Source organism: Acinetobacter sp. YH12239 (assembly GCF_013417635.1).
In the GTDB taxonomy this organism is placed as follows: domain Bacteria; phylum Pseudomonadota; class Gammaproteobacteria; order Pseudomonadales; family Moraxellaceae; genus Acinetobacter.
Map to the genome: position 1 here is coordinate 60,098 of NZ_VPDP01000005.1, position 18,553 is coordinate 78,650.

18 protein-coding genes and 2 pseudogenes are annotated in these 18,553 nt (G+C 38.5%); 10 read left to right on the forward strand and 10 right to left on the reverse strand.

Annotated features, from left to right (window positions below; genetic code table 11):
* Positions 1 to 8: 8 nt before the first annotated feature.
* The 3 genes from FTV17_RS06380 (at position 9) to FTV17_RS06390 (ending at position 2,010) form a co-directional block, all read left to right on the forward strand.
* A complete protein-coding gene (locus FTV17_RS06380) occupies positions 9 to 782 on the forward strand; it encodes a hydroxypyruvate isomerase family protein (RefSeq protein WP_179998630.1) in 774 nt (257 codons plus the stop codon).
* Positions 783 to 881: 99 nt separating this feature from the next.
* Positions 882 to 1,289 (forward strand): ribosome silencing factor, encoded by a 408-nt coding sequence (gene rsfS / locus FTV17_RS06385; RefSeq protein ID WP_179998710.1) that lies wholly within the window; start codon positions 882 to 884, stop codon positions 1,287 to 1,289.
* Between the two features lie 103 nt (positions 1,290 to 1,392).
* Complete coding sequence (locus FTV17_RS06390) at positions 1,393 to 2,010, forward strand: N-acetyltransferase (RefSeq protein ID WP_179998631.1); 618 nt, start codon at positions 1,393 to 1,395, stop codon at positions 2,008 to 2,010.
* A gap of 41 nt (positions 2,011 to 2,051) precedes the next feature.
* On the opposite strand, the gene FTV17_RS06395 is transcribed toward FTV17_RS06390, so the two are convergent.
* Genes FTV17_RS06395 through FTV17_RS06405 form a run of 3 tightly spaced genes read right to left on the reverse strand, consistent with a single transcriptional unit; the run spans position 2,052 to position 4,963 of the window.
* Positions 2,052 to 3,497 (reverse strand): NAD(P)(+) transhydrogenase (Re/Si-specific) subunit beta, encoded by a 1,446-nt coding sequence (locus FTV17_RS06395; RefSeq protein WP_179998632.1) that lies wholly within the window; start codon positions 3,495 to 3,497, stop codon positions 2,052 to 2,054.
* 3 nt (positions 3,498 to 3,500) lie between these two features.
* Positions 3,501 to 3,824: a proton-translocating transhydrogenase family protein gene (locus tag FTV17_RS06400; RefSeq protein WP_035265316.1), complete on the reverse strand. Its 324-nt coding sequence runs from the start codon at positions 3,822 to 3,824 to the stop codon at positions 3,501 to 3,503.
* 11 nt (positions 3,825 to 3,835) lie between these two features.
* Positions 3,836 to 4,963: a Re/Si-specific NAD(P)(+) transhydrogenase subunit alpha gene (locus FTV17_RS06405; RefSeq protein WP_179998633.1), complete on the reverse strand. Its 1,128-nt coding sequence runs from the start codon at positions 4,961 to 4,963 to the stop codon at positions 3,836 to 3,838.
* Between the two features lie 797 nt (positions 4,964 to 5,760).
* Here FTV17_RS06405 and FTV17_RS06410 point away from each other — a divergent pair.
* Positions 5,761 to 6,684, forward strand: a complete 924-nt coding sequence (locus FTV17_RS06410) for a DMT family transporter (protein WP_179998634.1) — start codon at positions 5,761 to 5,763, stop codon at positions 6,682 to 6,684.
* Between the two features lie 53 nt (positions 6,685 to 6,737).
* Here the strand turns inward: FTV17_RS06410 and soxR are convergent, their stop codons facing one another.
* Positions 6,738 to 7,238, reverse strand: a complete 501-nt coding sequence (gene soxR, locus FTV17_RS06415; RefSeq protein ID WP_035265311.1) for a redox-sensitive transcriptional activator SoxR — start codon at positions 7,236 to 7,238, stop codon at positions 6,738 to 6,740.
* Between the two features lie 66 nt (positions 7,239 to 7,304).
* Here soxR and FTV17_RS06420 point away from each other — a divergent pair, with 66 nt between their 5' ends.
* The 4 genes from FTV17_RS06420 to FTV17_RS06435 all read left to right on the forward strand — a co-directional run bounded on the left by FTV17_RS06420 (position 7,305) and on the right by FTV17_RS06435 (position 10,920).
* Positions 7,305 to 7,757, forward strand: coding sequence for a RidA family protein (locus FTV17_RS06420; protein ID WP_179998635.1), 453 nt, complete (start codon positions 7,305 to 7,307; stop codon positions 7,755 to 7,757).
* Positions 7,750 to 8,952, forward strand: coding sequence for an MFS transporter (locus FTV17_RS06425; RefSeq protein WP_179998636.1), 1,203 nt, complete (start codon positions 7,750 to 7,752; stop codon positions 8,950 to 8,952). The genes FTV17_RS06420 and FTV17_RS06425 overlap by 8 nt, the downstream gene beginning before the upstream one ends.
* 153 nt (positions 8,953 to 9,105) lie before the next feature.
* Positions 9,106 to 10,275, forward strand: coding sequence for a zinc-binding dehydrogenase (locus FTV17_RS06430; RefSeq protein WP_179998637.1), 1,170 nt, complete (start codon positions 9,106 to 9,108; stop codon positions 10,273 to 10,275).
* A 153-nt stretch (positions 10,276 to 10,428) separates the two neighbouring features.
* Complete coding sequence (locus tag FTV17_RS06435; RefSeq protein WP_257219896.1) at positions 10,429 to 10,920, forward strand: GFA family protein; 492 nt, start codon at positions 10,429 to 10,431, stop codon at positions 10,918 to 10,920.
* A 522-nt stretch (positions 10,921 to 11,442) separates the two neighbouring features.
* On the opposite strand, the gene FTV17_RS06440 is transcribed toward FTV17_RS06435, so the two are convergent.
* From FTV17_RS06440 to FTV17_RS06450, 3 genes are read right to left on the reverse strand one after another with little or no spacing between them, the layout of a single operon-like run.
* A complete protein-coding gene (locus FTV17_RS06440; RefSeq protein ID WP_218945297.1) occupies positions 11,443 to 12,162 on the reverse strand; it encodes a hypothetical protein in 720 nt (239 codons plus the stop codon).
* Positions 12,155 to 12,592: a hypothetical protein gene (locus FTV17_RS06445; RefSeq protein WP_179998638.1), complete on the reverse strand. Its 438-nt coding sequence runs from the start codon at positions 12,590 to 12,592 to the stop codon at positions 12,155 to 12,157. Before FTV17_RS06445 ends, FTV17_RS06440 begins: the two co-directional genes overlap by 8 nt.
* A 5-nt stretch (positions 12,593 to 12,597) precedes the next feature.
* Positions 12,598 to 13,653, reverse strand: a complete 1,056-nt coding sequence (locus FTV17_RS06450) for a hypothetical protein (RefSeq protein WP_179998639.1) — start codon at positions 13,651 to 13,653, stop codon at positions 12,598 to 12,600.
* A gap of 310 nt (positions 13,654 to 13,963) precedes the next feature.
* Between FTV17_RS06450 and FTV17_RS06455 the strand changes: the two are divergent.
* Positions 13,964 to 15,108 (forward strand): annotated as a pseudogene (locus FTV17_RS06455) (IS3 family transposase).
* Here the strand turns inward: FTV17_RS06455 and FTV17_RS06460 are convergent.
* A pseudogene (locus FTV17_RS06460) lies at positions 15,057 to 15,660 on the reverse strand (integrase); the annotation flags it as partial. The pseudogenes FTV17_RS06455 and FTV17_RS06460 overlap by 52 nt on opposite strands.
* 132 nt (positions 15,661 to 15,792) lie before the next feature.
* Between FTV17_RS06460 and dusA the strand changes: the two are divergent.
* Complete coding sequence (gene dusA, locus FTV17_RS06465; RefSeq protein WP_218945298.1) at positions 15,793 to 16,815, forward strand: tRNA dihydrouridine(20/20a) synthase DusA; 1,023 nt, start codon at positions 15,793 to 15,795, stop codon at positions 16,813 to 16,815.
* A 62-nt stretch (positions 16,816 to 16,877) separates the two neighbouring features.
* On the opposite strand, the gene FTV17_RS06470 is transcribed toward dusA, so the two are convergent.
* Positions 16,878 to 17,645: a ThiF family adenylyltransferase gene (locus FTV17_RS06470; RefSeq protein ID WP_179998640.1), complete on the reverse strand. Its 768-nt coding sequence runs from the start codon at positions 17,643 to 17,645 to the stop codon at positions 16,878 to 16,880.
* A 67-nt stretch (positions 17,646 to 17,712) separates the two neighbouring features.
* Positions 17,713 to 18,546 (reverse strand): TatD family hydrolase, encoded by an 834-nt coding sequence (locus tag FTV17_RS06475; protein ID WP_373687192.1) that lies wholly within the window; start codon positions 18,544 to 18,546, stop codon positions 17,713 to 17,715.
* Positions 18,547 to 18,553: the final 7 nt, after the last annotated feature.

Here is an 18,553-nt window from a genome sequence, read left to right on the forward strand (position 1 = left end):
CATTCAATATGAAGTTCGCTGTTAATTTATCGATGATCTTTACAGAAGTTCCACTCATCGAACGCTTTGCGCTGGCTGCCGAATATGGGTTCCAACATGTAGAAATTCAATTTCCATATGAGCTGAGTATTAAGCAAATTCAGCATGAACTTAATGAACATCAACTTAGCTTGTGTCTCATCAACGTTCCTGCCGGAGATTTAATGCAAGGCGGATGCGGATTAGCGAGCATCCCAAGTAAAACTGATGAATTTAAACAAGCTGTTGACCTTGCGATTGAATACGCATGTTCACTCAATGTTCCTCGAGTGAATATTTTGGCTGGCAAGCAACCAGATAATGTTGAATATCAGATCTGCTATGAAACCTTAGTCTCAAATCTTAAATATGTCAGCGAGATCTTCACAGCGCATGGGATTCAACCCGTTTTTGAGATGATTAATGGCTTTGATATGCCAAATTTCATGATTCAAACAATGCATCAAGCCAAAGAATTACTGAAAGACGTCAATCATCCAGCTTTAAAAATGCAATTCGATTGCTATCATATGGCTAGAATGCAAGAAGATCTGATTCTGTCACTCAAAGAAAATATGCAACACATTGGGCATATCCAATTTGCAGATGTACCAGGTCGACATGAACCACTCACAGGGACAATTGACTATTCCACTATTTTTGAATGCATTGCAAATAGCATGTATGAAGGATTTGTCGCAGCCGAATATCGCCCCCAATCTCATTCAACAAATTCTTTCTCATGGAAAAATAAACTTCTTTAATATCATCATATTGTGGTATGAAATTTGTTCAAAGTTTGAATTTTCAAGCAGAAAGCGCTATAGTGAAAGATGAGTTATAGTCAGGAAAATACACTTCTCATGAATTTAGAACCATCGCCCGGCGCTTCTAATTCTCACGAACTCTCTTTGAATTCTCCAAAACAAGACGTTCAAGCTTGCTTAAAAGTTGTTCAAGAAGCATTGCTTGACGTTAAAGCAAAAGAAATCACAACGATTGATGTTAGCGAAGTGAGCAATGTTGCAGATGCAATTGTCATTGCTTCAGGTACTTCTACACGTCACGTGAAAGCGCTTGCAAACAACGTCGCTGATGAAGCACGTAAAGCAGGTTTTCGCCCTATCGGTATTGAAGGTGAAAGCGATGCAGAATGGATCCTTGTTGATCTTGGCACTGTTGTAGTACATCTCATGTTACCTACAGCACGTAAGTTTTATGATTTAGAAAACTTATGGCGTAATGCTTCAACTACAGAGTCTGTAGCATAAACATATTAAAGCGACCTTCTGGGTCGCTTTTTTATACTTTGCATTTTATATTAATAACAATAAAGCCAACAAAAACACAATCACTGATTTGGTTTACCTTGATATGACCATGATAAAAGCCACAAGAGCAGATCACGATGCATTAGTCGAAACATTAATGCAATCCTTTTGGAACGAAGAGTTTTGCAACTGGGCGATCCAAGCTGAAAAACTGAGCTTCCAACAAAAACATGCAAAACTTGAGCAATTTTTTAGTATCCAATTGAAAGATATCGCTCAACCATATAATGAAGTCTATACCAATCCCGATCGCTCAGTTGCTGCACTTTGGATTCCGCCAAATCAGTGGGATTTAAACCTCATTCAGCAGGTTAAACTCCTCCCTCAATTAACGAAGATTATTGGTTTAAGACAACTGGTGAAATTTATTCACATCATTAATCTGGTGCAGAAACATCATCCCAGTGAGGCGCATTATTATTTACAACTCATAGGTGTAAGTCCTGATCACCAAGGACAAGGCTTAGCCAGCAAAGTCTTAACACCTATTCTCACAAAGAGCGATCAACACGGTATCCCATGTTATTTAGAAACTGCAACACCAAGCAATGTTGGACTCTATCGTCATTATGGATTTGAAGTGATCTTTCACCTTCGCGATCTGCCCTACGATGCACCTGAAATTTGGGGAATGTGGCGAAAACCTACACATGAAAAATAAAAAAACCACCCGAAGGTGGTTTTTTAAAAACAAGCTATGAATTAGTGACCTGTACCGTTGATGGCTTTCGTCATATCTTCAACAACTTTCTTCGCATCACCAAAGATCATCATTGTTTTGTCGTTATAGAACAAGTCATTATCAAGACCCGCATAACCTGTCGCCATAGAGCGCTTGATCACCATAATGGTACGAGCTTTATGTGCTTCAAGAATAGGCATACCATAAATTGGTGAGTTTGGATCATCTTTCGCTGCAGGGTTAACGACGTCATTCGCACCGATGACCAATACCACATCTGTTGCTGGGAAGTCTGAATTAATCTCATCCATCTCTAAGATGTCTTCGTACGGAACATCTGCTTCAGCTAAAAGGACGTTCATGTGACCAGGCATACGACCTGCCACTGGGTGAATCGCAAAACGTACAGTTACACCTTGCTCTTTCAATAAGTTTGCAAGCTCTTTCACCGCATTTTGAGCACGACCTTGCGCCATACCATAACCCGGTACAATAACAACACTGTCTGCATTTGACATTAAGAAGCCAGCATCGTCAGCAGAACCAGAACGGTAGTTGCGTTGAACTGCTGCACCAGCTGCTGCTGTCGGTGCTGCAGCACCACCCATTGCACCACCAAACAATACGTTGATGATTGAACGGTTCATTGCTTTACACATAATGTAAGACAGAATTGCACCTGATGAACCTACAAGCGAACCTGCAACAATTAACATGTTGTTTTCAAGCGTGAAACCAATCCCTGCTGCCGCCCATCCAGAAAATGAGTTAAGCAAAGACACCACAACTGGCATATCACCACCACCAACAGGCGCAATCCATACCCAACCAAAGGCTAAAGCAAGTGCTGTCATTGCCCAGAAAGAGGTCATGTTACCCGTCAAGAAGAAGTGAATCCCTGCTGCTAGCATCGCAATAAAAATCAAAGCTTGAACAGGTTTAACCCATGCACCTGAAATCGTTTTTGCCCATTTCTTTGCCGCCAATTTACCATAAGCAAATACCGATGCAGTGAATGTAATGGCACCAACGAAACATCCTACGAATAATTCGAATAAATGTACGCGACTCATTTCATGGAAGTTCACACCATTTGCAGCCAGTAAGTCTGGCCCAAGCTCGACGAGCTTATTGTTGTGAATAATTGCAGCAATCGCAATCAACACTGCAGCAAGACCCACGAGTGAGTGCATGAGAGCAACTGTTTCTGGCATTTGTGTCATAGGCACTGTACGAGCTCGAGCAATACCAACGACCGCACCCAATACCATTGCACCGACAATCATCCATATCACAGGATTATCAGCAACAAAGAAAGTTGTTAACACGGCGATTGCCATTGCAATCATACCGTAACGGTTACCTGCAATTGCTGTCTTAGGACCAGACAAGCCACGCAAAGTTAAGATAAAAAGAACGGCACCGATTAGGTAAAACCAATCCGCATACTCACGAATAAATTCCATGTATTAACCCTCTTTTTTCTTTTGCTTTGGCTTAAACATTTCAAGCATACGAGCGGTTACAGCGAAGCCACCAAAAATATTAATGCTTGCTAAGAAAACAGCGATCGCACCTAATACACTCACCACATTGATGGTTTGAAAATCAACAGCCCCCTCAACACCCATAACAGGTAAACCAACAGTTTGGATCATCGCGCCGACAATAATAATTGAAGACAATGCATTCGTTACGGCCATCAGTGGCGTGTGAAGCGCAGGTGTCACTCCCCAAACAACGTAATAACCTACGAAGATTGCGAGGACAAAAATTGTAATAGTTTCAACCATGATCAGTCTCCTTAACCACGCTTCAACAGCACTTGACCACCATGAGTGACCAGCAATGCTTTTTGGATTTCGTCTTCTTGATTGATACTGTAGTTTTTATCTTGATCAAAAAGCGTTTCAACAAAGTTATAAACGTTACGGGCATATAGCGCTGAGGCTTCTGTAGAAACGGTCGCTGGAATATTTGGGACACCCAAAATTTTCACGCCATTATCAGTCACAACAGTTTCGCCGCATTTTGAACCTTCAACGTTACCGCCAGTTTCAACTGCCATATCGAGGATGACTGAACCTGGTTTCATTTTGGCAACTGTTTCAGCTTTAATTAAGCGCGGTGCATCACGACCTGGCAAAAGCGCCGTCGTGATCACGATGTCAGCATTCGATACCGCTTTGTCTACAATTGCAGCTTGGTCTTTAATATATTGTTCACCAGGCATCCAACCATAACCATTTTTTGCAGCTTCATCGGCACGCGCTTGCTCTTCTGCTGACATTGGTACGTCTAACCATTTACCGCCTAAAGATTCAACTTGATCTTTGGCTGTTGGACGTAAGTCTGTCGCTTCAACAACAGCACCTAAACGTTTGGCTGTTGCAATCGCTTGTAAGCCTGCTACACCAACACCCATGATGACTACACGAGCTGGTTTAACCGTACCTGCCGCTGTCATTAACATTGGGAACATACGTTGGTACTCTGCCGCCGCAAGAAGCACAGATTTATAACCTGCCAAGTTTGCTTGTGAAGACAACACGTCCATATTTTGGGCACGAGATAACGTACGTGGTAATAACTCAAGTGCAAATGCAGACACTTGCTGAGCAGCGAATTGATCAAGTTCCGTATTACGGTACGGATCAAACATCGCAACCACTGTGGTGTTTGGGGCTAATTTTTGTATTTCTTCGCCTTTAGGTGCGCGAACTTTTAAAACCAATTGACTGCCGGTATAAGCATCATCAACAATTTTTGCACCAACCTGTTCATAGGCACTATCAATATAAGCAGCTTTAACACCTGCATTACGTTGGATAACGACACTGTGACCAGCACCTATTAACTTCTTTACTGTTTCTGGTGTCGCAGCTACACGACTTTCACCAACTACAGTTTCGGTAGGGATTCCGATCTGCATGAGCATTCCTCAAGCTAATTTTTCTTAAAGTAGATATCGCATTCCTGCGATATACCCCTGGATGTATTCATGTGAATTTTTTGGATTCTAATTGAACTTTTTTAAATTACCACCCAATATTTATTTAATAAATACCCTCATTTTGAACTCATGATTCACAATCATCACAAAATTTCATGGTATTTGATCTATCATTTTCATAAAAAATAGTTCTAGATTCGTTTAATTTTCGATCCATTTTTTAACAAAAAAGAAACTTTTTTCTAATTTATCGTCAGTATAGGGAGCTTGACTTTATTAAGCTTTGATCATTCTGACATTTTTTAGCTTTCTTTTTATCCCTTTTGATTGTGTTAAAGCGCCGTGCATGTCACATTTTTAGTTGCTTCTTTCATTCTCATAAATCTCAATTTGCCGAATTGACAAAAAATCAGACTAATCGATTCAAATTCTCAAGACATTCTTAAAAATTATAAATAAGACAAAATTTAGATAAATCTAGGTTTAAACATTGAGCTTAGATTTTGGCTTAAAGATGAAATACAAGATGACAGATTCTTGAAAAGAATGCTTACAAACCTTGCAAAAAAAAATTGAAATATTTTTTTGATGTATTTTTTGGGTTGATAGACCACTGTTTTTTTCATATTACGCACCACAATGATGCATTTAAACAAAAAATCAAAACTCCTTATGTCGCTAGGTAGGTGATTAAGCGAAAATTAGAGATTGAATTTTAGAGCTTAAAATGAAGATTGGCTTATACTTTCATTATTTAAAATTGATTTTTAACATTTATGGTACTTAAGCTGACTCCCACTCAATTAGGGAGTTTATGTGCGCTGTTGGCAGCATTCTTGTTTAGTAGTAAAGCGATCTTAATCAAACAAGCTTATGCAGTTTCTGAAGATGTTGATGCAACATTGCTGGTTGCCTTAAGGATGCTCAGTGCCTTACCCGTTTTTCTTTTTATTTGTTGGTTGAACCGACACCGTAATCGTGGATTTTCAGCGCAGGATTGGGCACTACTCCTCGTTGCTGGTTTGATTGGATATTATTTTTCAAGTTGGCTCGATTTTATGAGTCTGATGTACATCAGTGCCTCTTTGGAGCGTATTATCCTATTTCTATATCCCACCATGACAGTAATTGCATCAAGTGTAATTTTCAAACATCCTCTTTCACTGAAGACTATTTTTGCAATTGGACTAAGTTATGGCGGTACGCTTATTGTGATGTTCCAAGAACAAAGCAATGTGCCTCATGAAAGTAATTTTTGGCTAGGTGTGAGTTTAGTTTTCGCAAGTGCGATTTGCTTTGCAAGTTATCTATTAATGACTCCAAAATTAATTCAGAAATTTGGATCCTGGAATTTTACAGGCTTAGCGATGTCTATCGCCTGCTTAGGGACGATTCTTCACTATTTTATTGCTCAGCCAAGCCCTGTATCCAATATCCTTCAACAACCCATGGAAGTAATCGGATATGGTGTTGCATTAGGTATTGGAGTAACGGTGATTCCAACTATTCTCATTGCGCAAAGTATTGCTCGTTTAGGTGCCTCCCAAACAGCCATGATTGGTTCACTCGGACCAATTCTGACCATTATATTGGCAACTATCTTTTTAGGGGAATCAATGAATATGATTCAATGGTTTGGTTGTGCGCTGAATATATTGGGCGTGATGATGATTACGCTTTCCAAAACTAAACTGAAATAAAGACAACATTAACCTCACAGTTCAAATTTCAAAATAAAGCTTCACGATCAAGCTTAGTCTTCATAGTGAATTTCTATTTTCCCTTGATCATCGTCAAATTTAATGTCGAGTGGAACAAAGTGAGAACCCGACGATGTAGACCCCATTTGATCATTTTCATTTCTTAGTGGGCATTCAGTTAAAGATAAGCACCCACAACCAATGCACCAATCCAGTTGTTGACGAAGTTGAAGCATATTTAAAATTTTCTGATCTAAAATTTTTTGCCATGCACTCGATAATGCGGTCCAATCTGATTTAGTCGCGGTTTTATTCTTAGGGAGTATGTTAAATGCTTGCTTCACTTCAGAGAGTGAAATCCCAACCTGCTGTGCCACTTTGATGATGGCAATCCTTCTCAGCATATATCGAGGATATCGCCGTTGATTTCCTTCCGTCCGCACACTCCAAATAAGTGCTTTGTCTTCATAAAATCTGAGTGCTGCGACCGATACACCACTTCGAGCAGCTAACGCGCCTATACTGAGCCACTGTTGTAATTTTTGTTCTTCCATGCTCTTGACCTCAAGTTAAGTTGAGCTTTCATAATTCTTTTCTAAGCTTAATCCAGAGAAGATAGAATGACAAAACCAAATAAGCCACCATTTAGTTTAACCACTAAAAATCCACCTCAGCTTTATTCTTCAAGGCAATTTGGATATAGCCACATCTGTGAGGTCAAACACTTCAGCACAGTCGTTCATATATCAGGTCAAGGTGGTGAAAATGCCGAAGGACATTATTCCACTGATTATTCAGAACAACTCAACCAAGTCTTCGAAAATCTCAAAATCGCTCTCAGTTATGCACATATCGACTTTTATAACATTGCTGTTCTACGCGTTTTGATTGTCAATTTTGACCAACAAAAACATCACCTGTTAAATCTGAAAATGAATACAATATGGAAAGATCAAAATTTCCCAGCATGCACACTAATCCCTGTGTCTCGCTTGGCATTAGACGCCATGCAAATTGAAATCGAAGCCACAGCTTACTGCTCCTCATCCACTGAGCCATTTATTCATGTATAACGATCTTGACGATTTAAATAAAAAAGACATCACGAATGACACTGCTTTACTTTGGTTGATGGCCATTGCTTGTGGTATTTGTGCAGGCGCTAATTATTATTCGCAGCCCTTAATTCACTCTGTTCAACTTTACTTTAATGCCCCTGCAACAGATGTGGCATTAACTGTCACTTTGGCTCAAGTCTCTTATGCTGTCGGATTGCTTTTTATCGTACCACTTGGTGATATTCTCAATAAAACGAAATTAATCCCATTTTTAATGTTCTTTGCAGCAGTGGGATTATTTATTTGTGCTTTTTCACTCAACCTTTATATGTTATGGGCTGGCACAATTATCACTGGGCTTTTCTCGGTTGCAGCACAAATTTTGATTCCGTTTGCCACGATGGCGGTTCGACCAGAACGAACAGGTGAAGTCGTCGGGTTACTGATGAGCGGATTATTGGTCGGTATTTTGATTTCGACCAGTTTAGCTGGTTTGTTATCCAACTTATTTAATTGGCAGCTCATTTATATCGTCAGTGGAATTTTGATGTTAATGGTCGCTGTGGTACTTAATATTCGTCTGCCTTATATTCCTAGCTCTAAAATTAGTTATTTTGCTGTGTTTAAATCCATGGGGCTGCTACTTAAAGAAGAGCCTCGTTTAATCTATCGCTCTATCATTGGTGCCTTTGCATTTGCAACGATGAGCATCCTCTTCTCCACCATTTCTATTTTACTTAAATCCTCTTTTTCTCTTGAAGATGTCATGGTGGGTTTAGTCACTTTGGTTGGCGTATTTGGCGCCTTGTCCACCAAGAAAATTGGTAAGATCGCCGACCGTGGTTACGTCAAACAAATCACTTGGTTTGGCATTTTAATCCTAGGTAGCGCATGGATATTCCTTTATTTAGGTGCATTCTATTTAAGTTGCTATATCATCGGTTTTGGACTGATGAATCTCGGCCTAGCATTGGTGCATAGTAGCAACCAGAATGTGATTTTTAATTTAAGACCGGATGCTAAATCACGTGTAAATTCACTTTATATGACCAGCTATTTCATTGGTGGCGCAAGTGGTTCCGCGCTAGGAATTTATGCTTGGGATCATGGTGGATGGGCAATGGCGTGTATCGTAGGATTAATCTTGGTCAGTTGTACGGCACTATTCACGCTATTGGATCAACGTTATCATCGAACCCAACTCAGCTAATTCATAAAATATGCATGTTAAGCCTCTATAAATGGAGGCTTTTTCAATAATTTAGCCTCTGCAGTCATCATTCAGTCCTCTAAAGCTGTGTATCTCTTGTGCGTAATCACACACACTGTTCACTATCATTATAAAAAATATTCGTGGACAAGAATGAAAGCTGTTGTATGTCATCAAAATGAATTAACACTTGAAGATGTCAGCCATCTAACACCATCACAAGGACAAACTTTATTAGAAGTTGTGCGATGTGGTATTTGTGGCAGTGATTTACATATGCAACATAGTTGTGACCACATGCATGAACTTACGGCTAAAGTGGGTCTAAAAGGTGTTGCAAAGTCAACAGACCGTTTTGTCATGGGGCATGAATTTTGCGGTCGTGTTCTAGATTATGGTCCTAAAACTAGAAAAAAATTTAAAACAGATACCTTAGTTTGTGCGATGCCACTCTTGAAAGTTGATCAGTGGGGTTATCAAGCAACGGGTCTTTCCCCTCAAGCTTCTGGTGGTTATGCCGAACAAATCTTGGTGCAATCTCAACTCATGTTTGCGGTGCCAAATGGATTACATCCCGATCTTGCGACAATGACCGAGCCAATGGCAGTTGCTTTACATGCAGTACGTCGGAGCAGAATAAAGAAATCAGAACCCGCAATTGTTATTGGTTGTGGTCCAGTAGGCTTAGGTGTCATTTTAATGCTCAAAGCGATTGGTGTGAAAAAAATTATTGCCAGTGACTTTTCACCAAATCGCCGTAGGCTGGCTCAACTTTGTGGCGCAGATGTCGTCATTGATCCTAAACAATCCTCGCCTTTTGAGAGTTGGAAAGAATACGGTTTATTGGGTGATGCTTCTGAAGCGATTAACTATGGGATCGGTATTTTTGAAAAGATACAGTCTATGCATATTCCATGGTGGCATGCGTGGCGTGTGGCTGACAAATTAGGTGCTTTACCCAAACGTCCTGTGATTTTTGAGTGTGTCGGGATGCCAGGCATCCTTCAACAGATTATTAACGGTGCGCCATTATTTTCTAAAATTATCGGTGTGGGTGTATGTATGCAATCCGACAGCATCGAACCCGCTTTGGCTTTAAACAAAGAAATCGAAATCCAGTTTGTGATTGGTTATACGCCACTTGAGTTCAGAGATGCGCTCCATATGATCGCTGAAGGTCAAATTGATTGTTCTCCTCTGATAACGGGCGTTGTAGGTCTTGCAGGAGTCAAAGATGCTTTTCAGGCCTTAGGTGATCCTGAACAACACGCTAAAATTTTGGTCGCCCCCCAAAAGACCGGATCTGATATCAGTGCACTTTAGATAATCTTTAGGTTCTATACGACATAAGTGCTCAGCGATTTTTTACTATGGGGCTCAAACTTGATCAGAGTCCCTTATTCATCCTGCATGATACTCAATCGAACTTTAAATTTTTAATTTCATCTATGAATAGATCTTAAACAAGGAAGTTTTATGTCAAATTTAAATCACATGCTTTTCAATGTTGAAGCAAGTTGTTCTTGTGGCGCAAATACTTTTCGCTTTTCTCATGCACCCATCGCACATTTTATTTGTCACTGCCAAGTTTGCCAAGAATATACAGGTAAGACATTTTCCGATGTTTTGGTATTTCTAAAACAAGATGTTTGTGATTTGAATATTGAACAGACTACTTTTAAACGTTTGAAGTCACCACCCAATATCCGTCGTGGGATATGCAAACAATGTCAGTCCCCTTCTATTGAATTTGGAATATTAGATCAGCTGGTATTTATTCCTAAATGGAACTTAAAAGACTTCTCGCAAGTTCCCCCTGAAAATATGCATATTTTTTACCATCGTCGTGTGCAAGATGTAGCTGATGATTTGCCAAAATATAATGGTTTTATCCAGAGTCAAACTCAAGCAACTAAGTTTATTCTAACAGGGCTTAAAGAGAGAATATTGTCTTTAAATGAACATTAAAGTTTAGATTAGTAAGGTAAAATTAATCAAGGTGTACTCAGTAAGGTATGAGAGGTTATTGATTATCTTCAATACATCATCTCTTCCAATCTTAATTACACCTCAATGACCCATTTTTTAAATTATGGTAAGATGCCGAGCTTTTCACGATTTACTAAATCTAGGTTTCACCATGTCTGATATCCAATCCTTACAGCCTCGAATTTCCGTCGCACCCATGATGGATTGGACAATATTTAAAATATAATCAATAAAATTCAACAATTTATGATTAAAAAACCAATCAACGGCGTAAATTTGGCGTAAAAAAAATTATTAGATAAAAACCAGAAATGTTTAAATTTAAATATTTAGGTGAAAAGTAATAGTAAAAGCCCTAAGAGTCTTTGCTTTGTTATTTTCCATAGTGGATCACAATACACGCTAATGATTTATCAGACCAATCAGTTTTTTGGTGTATTTCTATTTATAATAATTCAACAAAGTTTAATTTGTAGCAATGTTCGATTTCGTATTAATTTTTTAAAAATCAATTCGTATATCCAAACAACAATGACGAATTCTATAGGGATCACCTGAACGATGATGCTCATGTGTTGAGTAAAAGATAGAGCTATCTTGCTTACCTTCCTTATCTATTTTAAATTCAGAAGTGAAAGAGTTTAACCTATTGCTTGTGTCTTTAGATAATTCCTTCAGATGAGAATCCCAATTTTGCATGACTTTTTTGACGGAATATTGAGTACTATTTAGATATATCAATACACCACCACTTTCATTTAATTTTCCTAAAGAATAGTCATTTATTAGTTGATATAATCCCTTTTCACTATATTTATTCCCACCATATAGCTTTGCTTCGCCCAACCATTTAAATTTTTTATTGTGACTCTTAATAACAATATCAACATGTCCATTATGAAAATCTTCATGCCCTGCATCAAATCCATTTTGATTCAGCAAATTAATAAGTTGAATAGAGATATCATCTTCAAGTTTTTTTTCCAAATCAGCAATATAACTTTTTCTCTTAATAGGACAAGCTATTTCATCACTATATGCAAAAAGACTTTTATAATTTTCAACACTAGTATTCTTTTTAGCAGTAGCACAAACTAATGTGGAAAGTTCAGTTAGTTTATCTTCTAAAAGCTCTAAAAAACGATCATGGCTATCCACATAAATAATTTCAGATAAGGTCTGAATCATAGGATTCATATGCATTAGTGAAGACTCAGTCATTCTTATGATCCAAAAAATATTGAGTAACAGCAAAAAATGGAATAATTTCTGCATAGAACTGCCTTTCAGACAATTCTTCACCAGTATAGGGATGTGAATAAACTTTAGAATTTATCATCCTAATAACTTTATCTTTTTTAACCTCAACATACCTATCTTCTACCGCTTTCCATGCCGAATAGCCTTGTTCTAAAATTTGTATATCATCTCTCGTTAAATAGAAAACACTACATATGAAATCTTCATCGCTAATACTTTTATCAACATTCTCACGTAGTTGATCGAAACTAAAACTCACCTCTAAATCTCGTCCAGCAATTAATAAATAATCTAGAATTAAAAAACAGCTTGTTTTCACATTAGATAATTCTGAAAATTTTTGATTAAAAATTTTTTTATGAAAAAAACTGTCTTTTACTTCGTAGTTCATAATAATCATCTATTTGCTAATATTTTATTAATTGTGAATTGATAATCATCATAAGATTTAATATCAAAGATATGCGCTTCATATAAATTTTTAGCACCTGATTTATTGAAATAGCGATAATGAATACCTACATATACTTGAGGCCATTGATCTGTTACACGTTCAAAACGTTTACTAATACGATAAGAACGAATTTTACCGCCGATAGCCTCCTCAGCTGCTTTTCCTCTTAAGTGGTATTCGGCTTTACGAATATCTCTTGCTCTATCTCGTAACGTTTCATGGTGATTATTTTTTGAAGTTGAAAAAGAAGCCTTCGTAACTTCGCCTTCACTATTATCATAGAAGTTTTGAATACATGTATAAAGGTTTTCAAACTGTGCTTTCTCTGGAATGCGACAATTAAAGATGCCTGAATTCTTAAAAGCCTTATTAATATTAGATCTCAGCTTATTGAAAAAGTTGTCGACTGCATTTGCCAACACGATACTACCTAGATCAAGTTGTAAAATTAAACGATTATTTAAAGTATCAATGATTACAGCATCATAACAAGTAATTTCAACTGGGCGATAACCAACAATTCTATTGTATTTACTTAATGTTTCACCTAATTCACCTAAATCCTCTTCGGTAAGTTCCTTACGTTCCAAAACTTCACGCATAATTTTAAAGTTGAAAATCGTAAAGTTTGCATTGATATTTTTACAAGAATGAGACACATACTCTGAATCTACTAATGCTTCATCTGTGCTATAAATATCACTAAATGCACTAATAAAATCTTGAGCCTCGTCTTCATTCAACCTATCAAAAACCATAATCAATTTATCATCGAAATAAATATGATTTGTAAGTAACTTTCCTATTACTTTTTCTATTTTTTCTGCTTTCGTATCACTACAAACCGCAGCTTCAGACGTAAGTGAACTCCATCTATGGGCCACCTCTACTCCAGCCTGTTCAAAAATTTCTTCAATTATGCCTAGATCTATTCTGCGTTCTTCACACATTTTAATCTTACGAATTAGTTCAGATCTAGGATGTTCATTATTTTCCATTATCTTCTTTTCAACTATGCATGATTTATAACTTTGTTAAATGTATAACAAATCAACAAATTAAACACTATTTATTCAACTAAGAGTTAAATTTAGATTTTAGAAATCACACAACGTATTAATCATCGCCCAAGAAAAAGACTCGGCTTTAAAAGTCTGAATCAGGTATTATGCCAACAACTTGGTGTTGCACTTAAATACCAATCTATGAATAGCCACCAAAATTCTAGACACAAATAACCATCTTTTTGGACTGCCACCACTCTCCTAGACAAATGTCGTCTATTCTTTTTGCATAGGAGAGAACATTATGAGTGGACAACGATACACCCCAGAGTTTAAAGATGAAGCTGTTATTGATTACTGAACCCGGATATTCTGTCACTGATGTCGCAGAACGTTTAGACGTATCACAACACAGCATTTATAAATGGCTAAAGGCAGTGCAACCTTTACGCAACAGCCCTGATGAACATGAATTGCTCGAGGCAAAGAAAGAAATCCTTCGCCTTAAAAGTCAGCTTAAACAGACTGAAGAGGAACGGGACATCTTAAAGTGAAAGCACTGCTTTCACGCCGCTTTGCAAGCCCGCCCGAGTAAAGTATCAGTTTATTCTGGAATACAGCCATCAATTTAAGATTAAAACGATGTGTCGAGTTCTTAAGATTGCTCGTGCTGGCTATTATGCTTGGCTACATGAACCCGAATCAGGCAGAACAATTGAAGATAGACGGTTATTACAACTAATCCGTTCTTCTTATGATGCCAGTTATGGCATCTATGGTTATCGTCGCATTACGCTGGATCTTAAAGAGCTAGCTGAAAGCTGTGGACCTAATCGTGTGTTGAAGATCATGAAAGACAATGGCATTACCGCTGTTCGAGGAGATAAGAAGCATAAAAGTTATGGTCGTGGTCGTCCTCAGATTGTGCCACCTAAGCATTTAAATCGAAAGTTTGTTGTAAAAACACCTGATACCTCGTGGGTAACTGATATTACATACATACGCACCTGGCAAGGCTGGTTATATCTGGCGGTGGTTCTCGATTTATATTCAAGGAAAGTCATCGGTTGGTCAATGAAACCTACGCTTGCCAAGGATATCGTTTTAGATGCACTTCTTATGGCGGTATGGCGACGCAGACCCAATGAACCTGTGATCATACACTCAGACCAAGGCTCACAATACAGCAGTGGAGACTGGCAGAAATTCTGTCAGAAGCATAATTTAGTTCCAAGTATGAGTCGTCGTGGAAACTGTTGGGACAATGCTGTTGCAGAATCCTTTTTTAGCAGCTTAAAGAAGGAAAGAATTAAAAAGAGGATCTATAAAACACGAGAAATAGCGCGTGCAGATGTGTTTGATTATATCGAGATGTTTTACAATCGAATCAGGCGTCATTCGCACCTCGACGGAATGAGCCCAGAAGCATTCGAGGCAGCTTCAAAATGAGGCTGTCTCGTGTCTAGGATACTGGGAGCAGTCCATTGTGAGGTAGCTTTATCAAAAGCATTTAAATCGATATCAATATCCCACATAACAGCAGCATGAGACAGAACTCCGCGAATGTGTAAGAGTTCATGTTGTTGAGTACTACTTGAGATAGGTTCGAGCTTAAGATATGGGACTCCTGCCCTTCTCAAAGCAACGTGCTCAGCTAAATGTACTGATTTTATTTTTGTGATAATATTGCGCGCGATTGGCAGCTTCTTGATTAAGAGCAGAGAATAGCGTTTCGTTCTTCCGTATTCGCTCCCGACTTCATCCAAATATTTATCTATAGCATCGGATAAGGTGAGATCAATCAGCTTTTCTTTGCCAAGCAAAATATCTGGATTTTCTTGAATTTCGACTTCTCTCTTCTTAAGCCAATTCTCAGCCATCTTTTTTGAATGAAATGTTTTACTTTCAGAAAAAGCAGGAAAACCCCTTTCGATTTATTCGAATTGCGGCACGATAGTTAACTTTACCATCTGCACCCTTCCTTGCTGTAATTGACCCCATAATTTACACCAAAAGATATTTTTTCATTATGGTGTAAAATTTGGTGTAAATGCAAATTGATTTACCCACCTAAATATAGGTTCAAACAGATTCTCGCAGATTGCAGAATATAGATTAAAGGTATGATGTTTAATGACTATTAACAAAAACATTGAAAACACTCAATCTCCGAGAATCAGCGTCGCACCCATGATGGATTGGACGACCCGTGATTACCGCTTTTTTGCACGTTTATTCAATCCAAATATCATCATGTACACCGAGATGGTGACCACAGGCGCAATTTTATTTGGCGATGCAGCACGTCATTTAGATTACAGCAAAGAAGAACACCCTATTGTGTTACAGCTTGGTGGATCAAATCCTAAAGACCTCGCAACCTGCTCTAAAATGGCTCAAGATTGGGGCTATGATGAAATCAATTTGAATGTTGGTTGTCCTAGTGATCGCGTTCAAAACAATAAAATTGGTGCTTGCCTCATGGCTGAGCCTGAGCTGGTTGCTGAATGTATTGCTGAAATGCAAAATGCAGTTGATATTCCCGTCACGGTAAAACACCGAATCGGCATCGATGATATGCAATCTTATGAGGAGATGCTGCATTTTGTCGATACCGTTGCAAAAACGGGATGTCAAAATTTTATCGTGCATGCACGCATTGCTTTACTACAAGGTTTGTCACCGAAAGAAAATCGGGACATTCCGCCTTTACGTTATGAAGATGTTTATCGCTTAAAGCAAGATCGCCCAGAACTATTGATCGAAATCAACGGTGGGATCAAAACATTTGCTGAAACTCAACAACACTTACAACATGTGGATGGTGTCATGATTGGTCGTGAGGCTTATCACAATCCTTATCTACTGGCTGAACTAGGGCAATTATGGAATTTGTCAGTACCTGACCGTTTTGAGATCATGCAGGAAATGATGCCATATATTGCAAAACGTTTAGCTGATGGTGCGCCACTTTCAGTGATTACACGTCATATTTTAGGCTTATTTCAAAACCTTCCTGGTGCACGAAAATGGCGTCAAGCCCTGAGTGGCGGTAACGCGAAAACATTAAAAGATATTGAAAATGCCTTAATCGGTATGCAACAAGCCATTCAAAGACATGCTGAACAAGAAAGCTTAAAAATCAATGCTGAATAAACAAATATCATCTGTAAAAAAGGTCTCTTGATAGAGACCTTTTTTGATAATCACTTTTAGGCTTATTTTGCTTGAATCGAATCTAATCGTTTTAACACTTCAGCTACAGCTACCATTGCAAAACTTGATGTCACCACCACGGCTGAACCATAGCCCCCACATCTTAACCCAGCACTCGCACAAACATCAGCATTCGAAAAAGGATTATCCACCGAATAAATACAGGTGATACCGAACTTCTCTTTCGGCTTTTTACAGATACCTTTTGAGCGTAACTGACTTCTTAATTTTGCCAGCATCGGATCGTATTCAGTTTTTGACAAATCTGCGACCCGAATTTTGAGTGGATCTAACTTACCACCAGCACCACCAGATACAATCAAGGGGACTTTATTGAAACGGCAATGTAGCATCAATGCGAGTTTTGCTTTGACATCATCAATGCAATCCAACACAACATCTGGATTTGAACTCAAAATCTCTGTTACATTTTCAGGCGTTAGATAATCATCAACTAAATTGATTTTTATACGTGGATTGATTTGGCGACAACGCTCTGCCATCACTTCAATTTTTTCATGACCTAATGTTGATGTCATCGCAGGTAACTGACGATTAATATTCGATGCTGCGACAGAATCCATATCCACTAATGTGAGCTCGCCCAAACCTGTTCTAGCCAAAGCTTCGACAGCCCAAGAGCCAACACCGCCAATACCGATCACCATGACATGACTGTTTTCATAATGCTGAAAATTTTCTTCGCCATAAATTTTGGCTACACCGGTAAAACGGCGTTCATATTCATCATCATGAACTAATTCAGTCATATTGCTCTAACACTATTTGGAAAAGGCGTATTTTAGCAAAACTTCAGAGGAATGGAGAGTTTTGAACTCACGACAATTTCAGTTCATTTTTTAGGTTGAGTGCAGACACACTATTCTCCCAAACACGTTGCGCAATGTCTTCGACTCTCGTATTTAGACTATGTGCCAAACCTTCTAAAACATAAATTAAATTCTGTGGGGTATTACGGGTACGGTGTTCAGTTGAAGCTTGACAACATAATGGCGTCATATCAGGACAGTCTGTTTCAATGACCAGATGTTCAATGCCAACATACTGAACTATTTGGTGTAATTTTTTAGCATTTGGATTGGTAATCTGTCCCGTGACCCCTAACTTAAATCCAAGTTGAATAAATGCCTTCGCTTCTTCTATCCCTCCACTGAATGCGTGGGCGATACCACCGTGAACAAATTGCTTTGCTTTTAACAGTCTTAATACTTCAGCATGAGATTTGCGAATATGTAACAGCACAGGAAGCTTAAATTGTTGAGCCAAATCGAGTTGTTGCGCAAAAAAATCCTGTTGCTTAGCGAAAACTTCCGACTGCTTATGTTGCTTGAGAAAAGTATCTAAACCAATTTCTCCAACGGCGATGCATTGTTGTGCTTCAAGAATTTTTTTTAAATCGTCTAGATGATGAGGCTGATGTTGTTCGATATAAAAAGGATGTAGACCTGGAGCGAGATAACTCCTCGGTGCCTGATCTAAACCATTTAACCAATGGTGTGTTTCAATCAATATATTAAAGCGTTGGTGTTGAAACCCAATCAGTACCAGGGCATCCACTCCCTTCTGTTTAGCCTGATACGCAAGTTGCTCACGATCGAAGTCAAAATCTTCTACATCAAAGTGCGTATGCGTATCAAACAAACGTGGCATGGACATG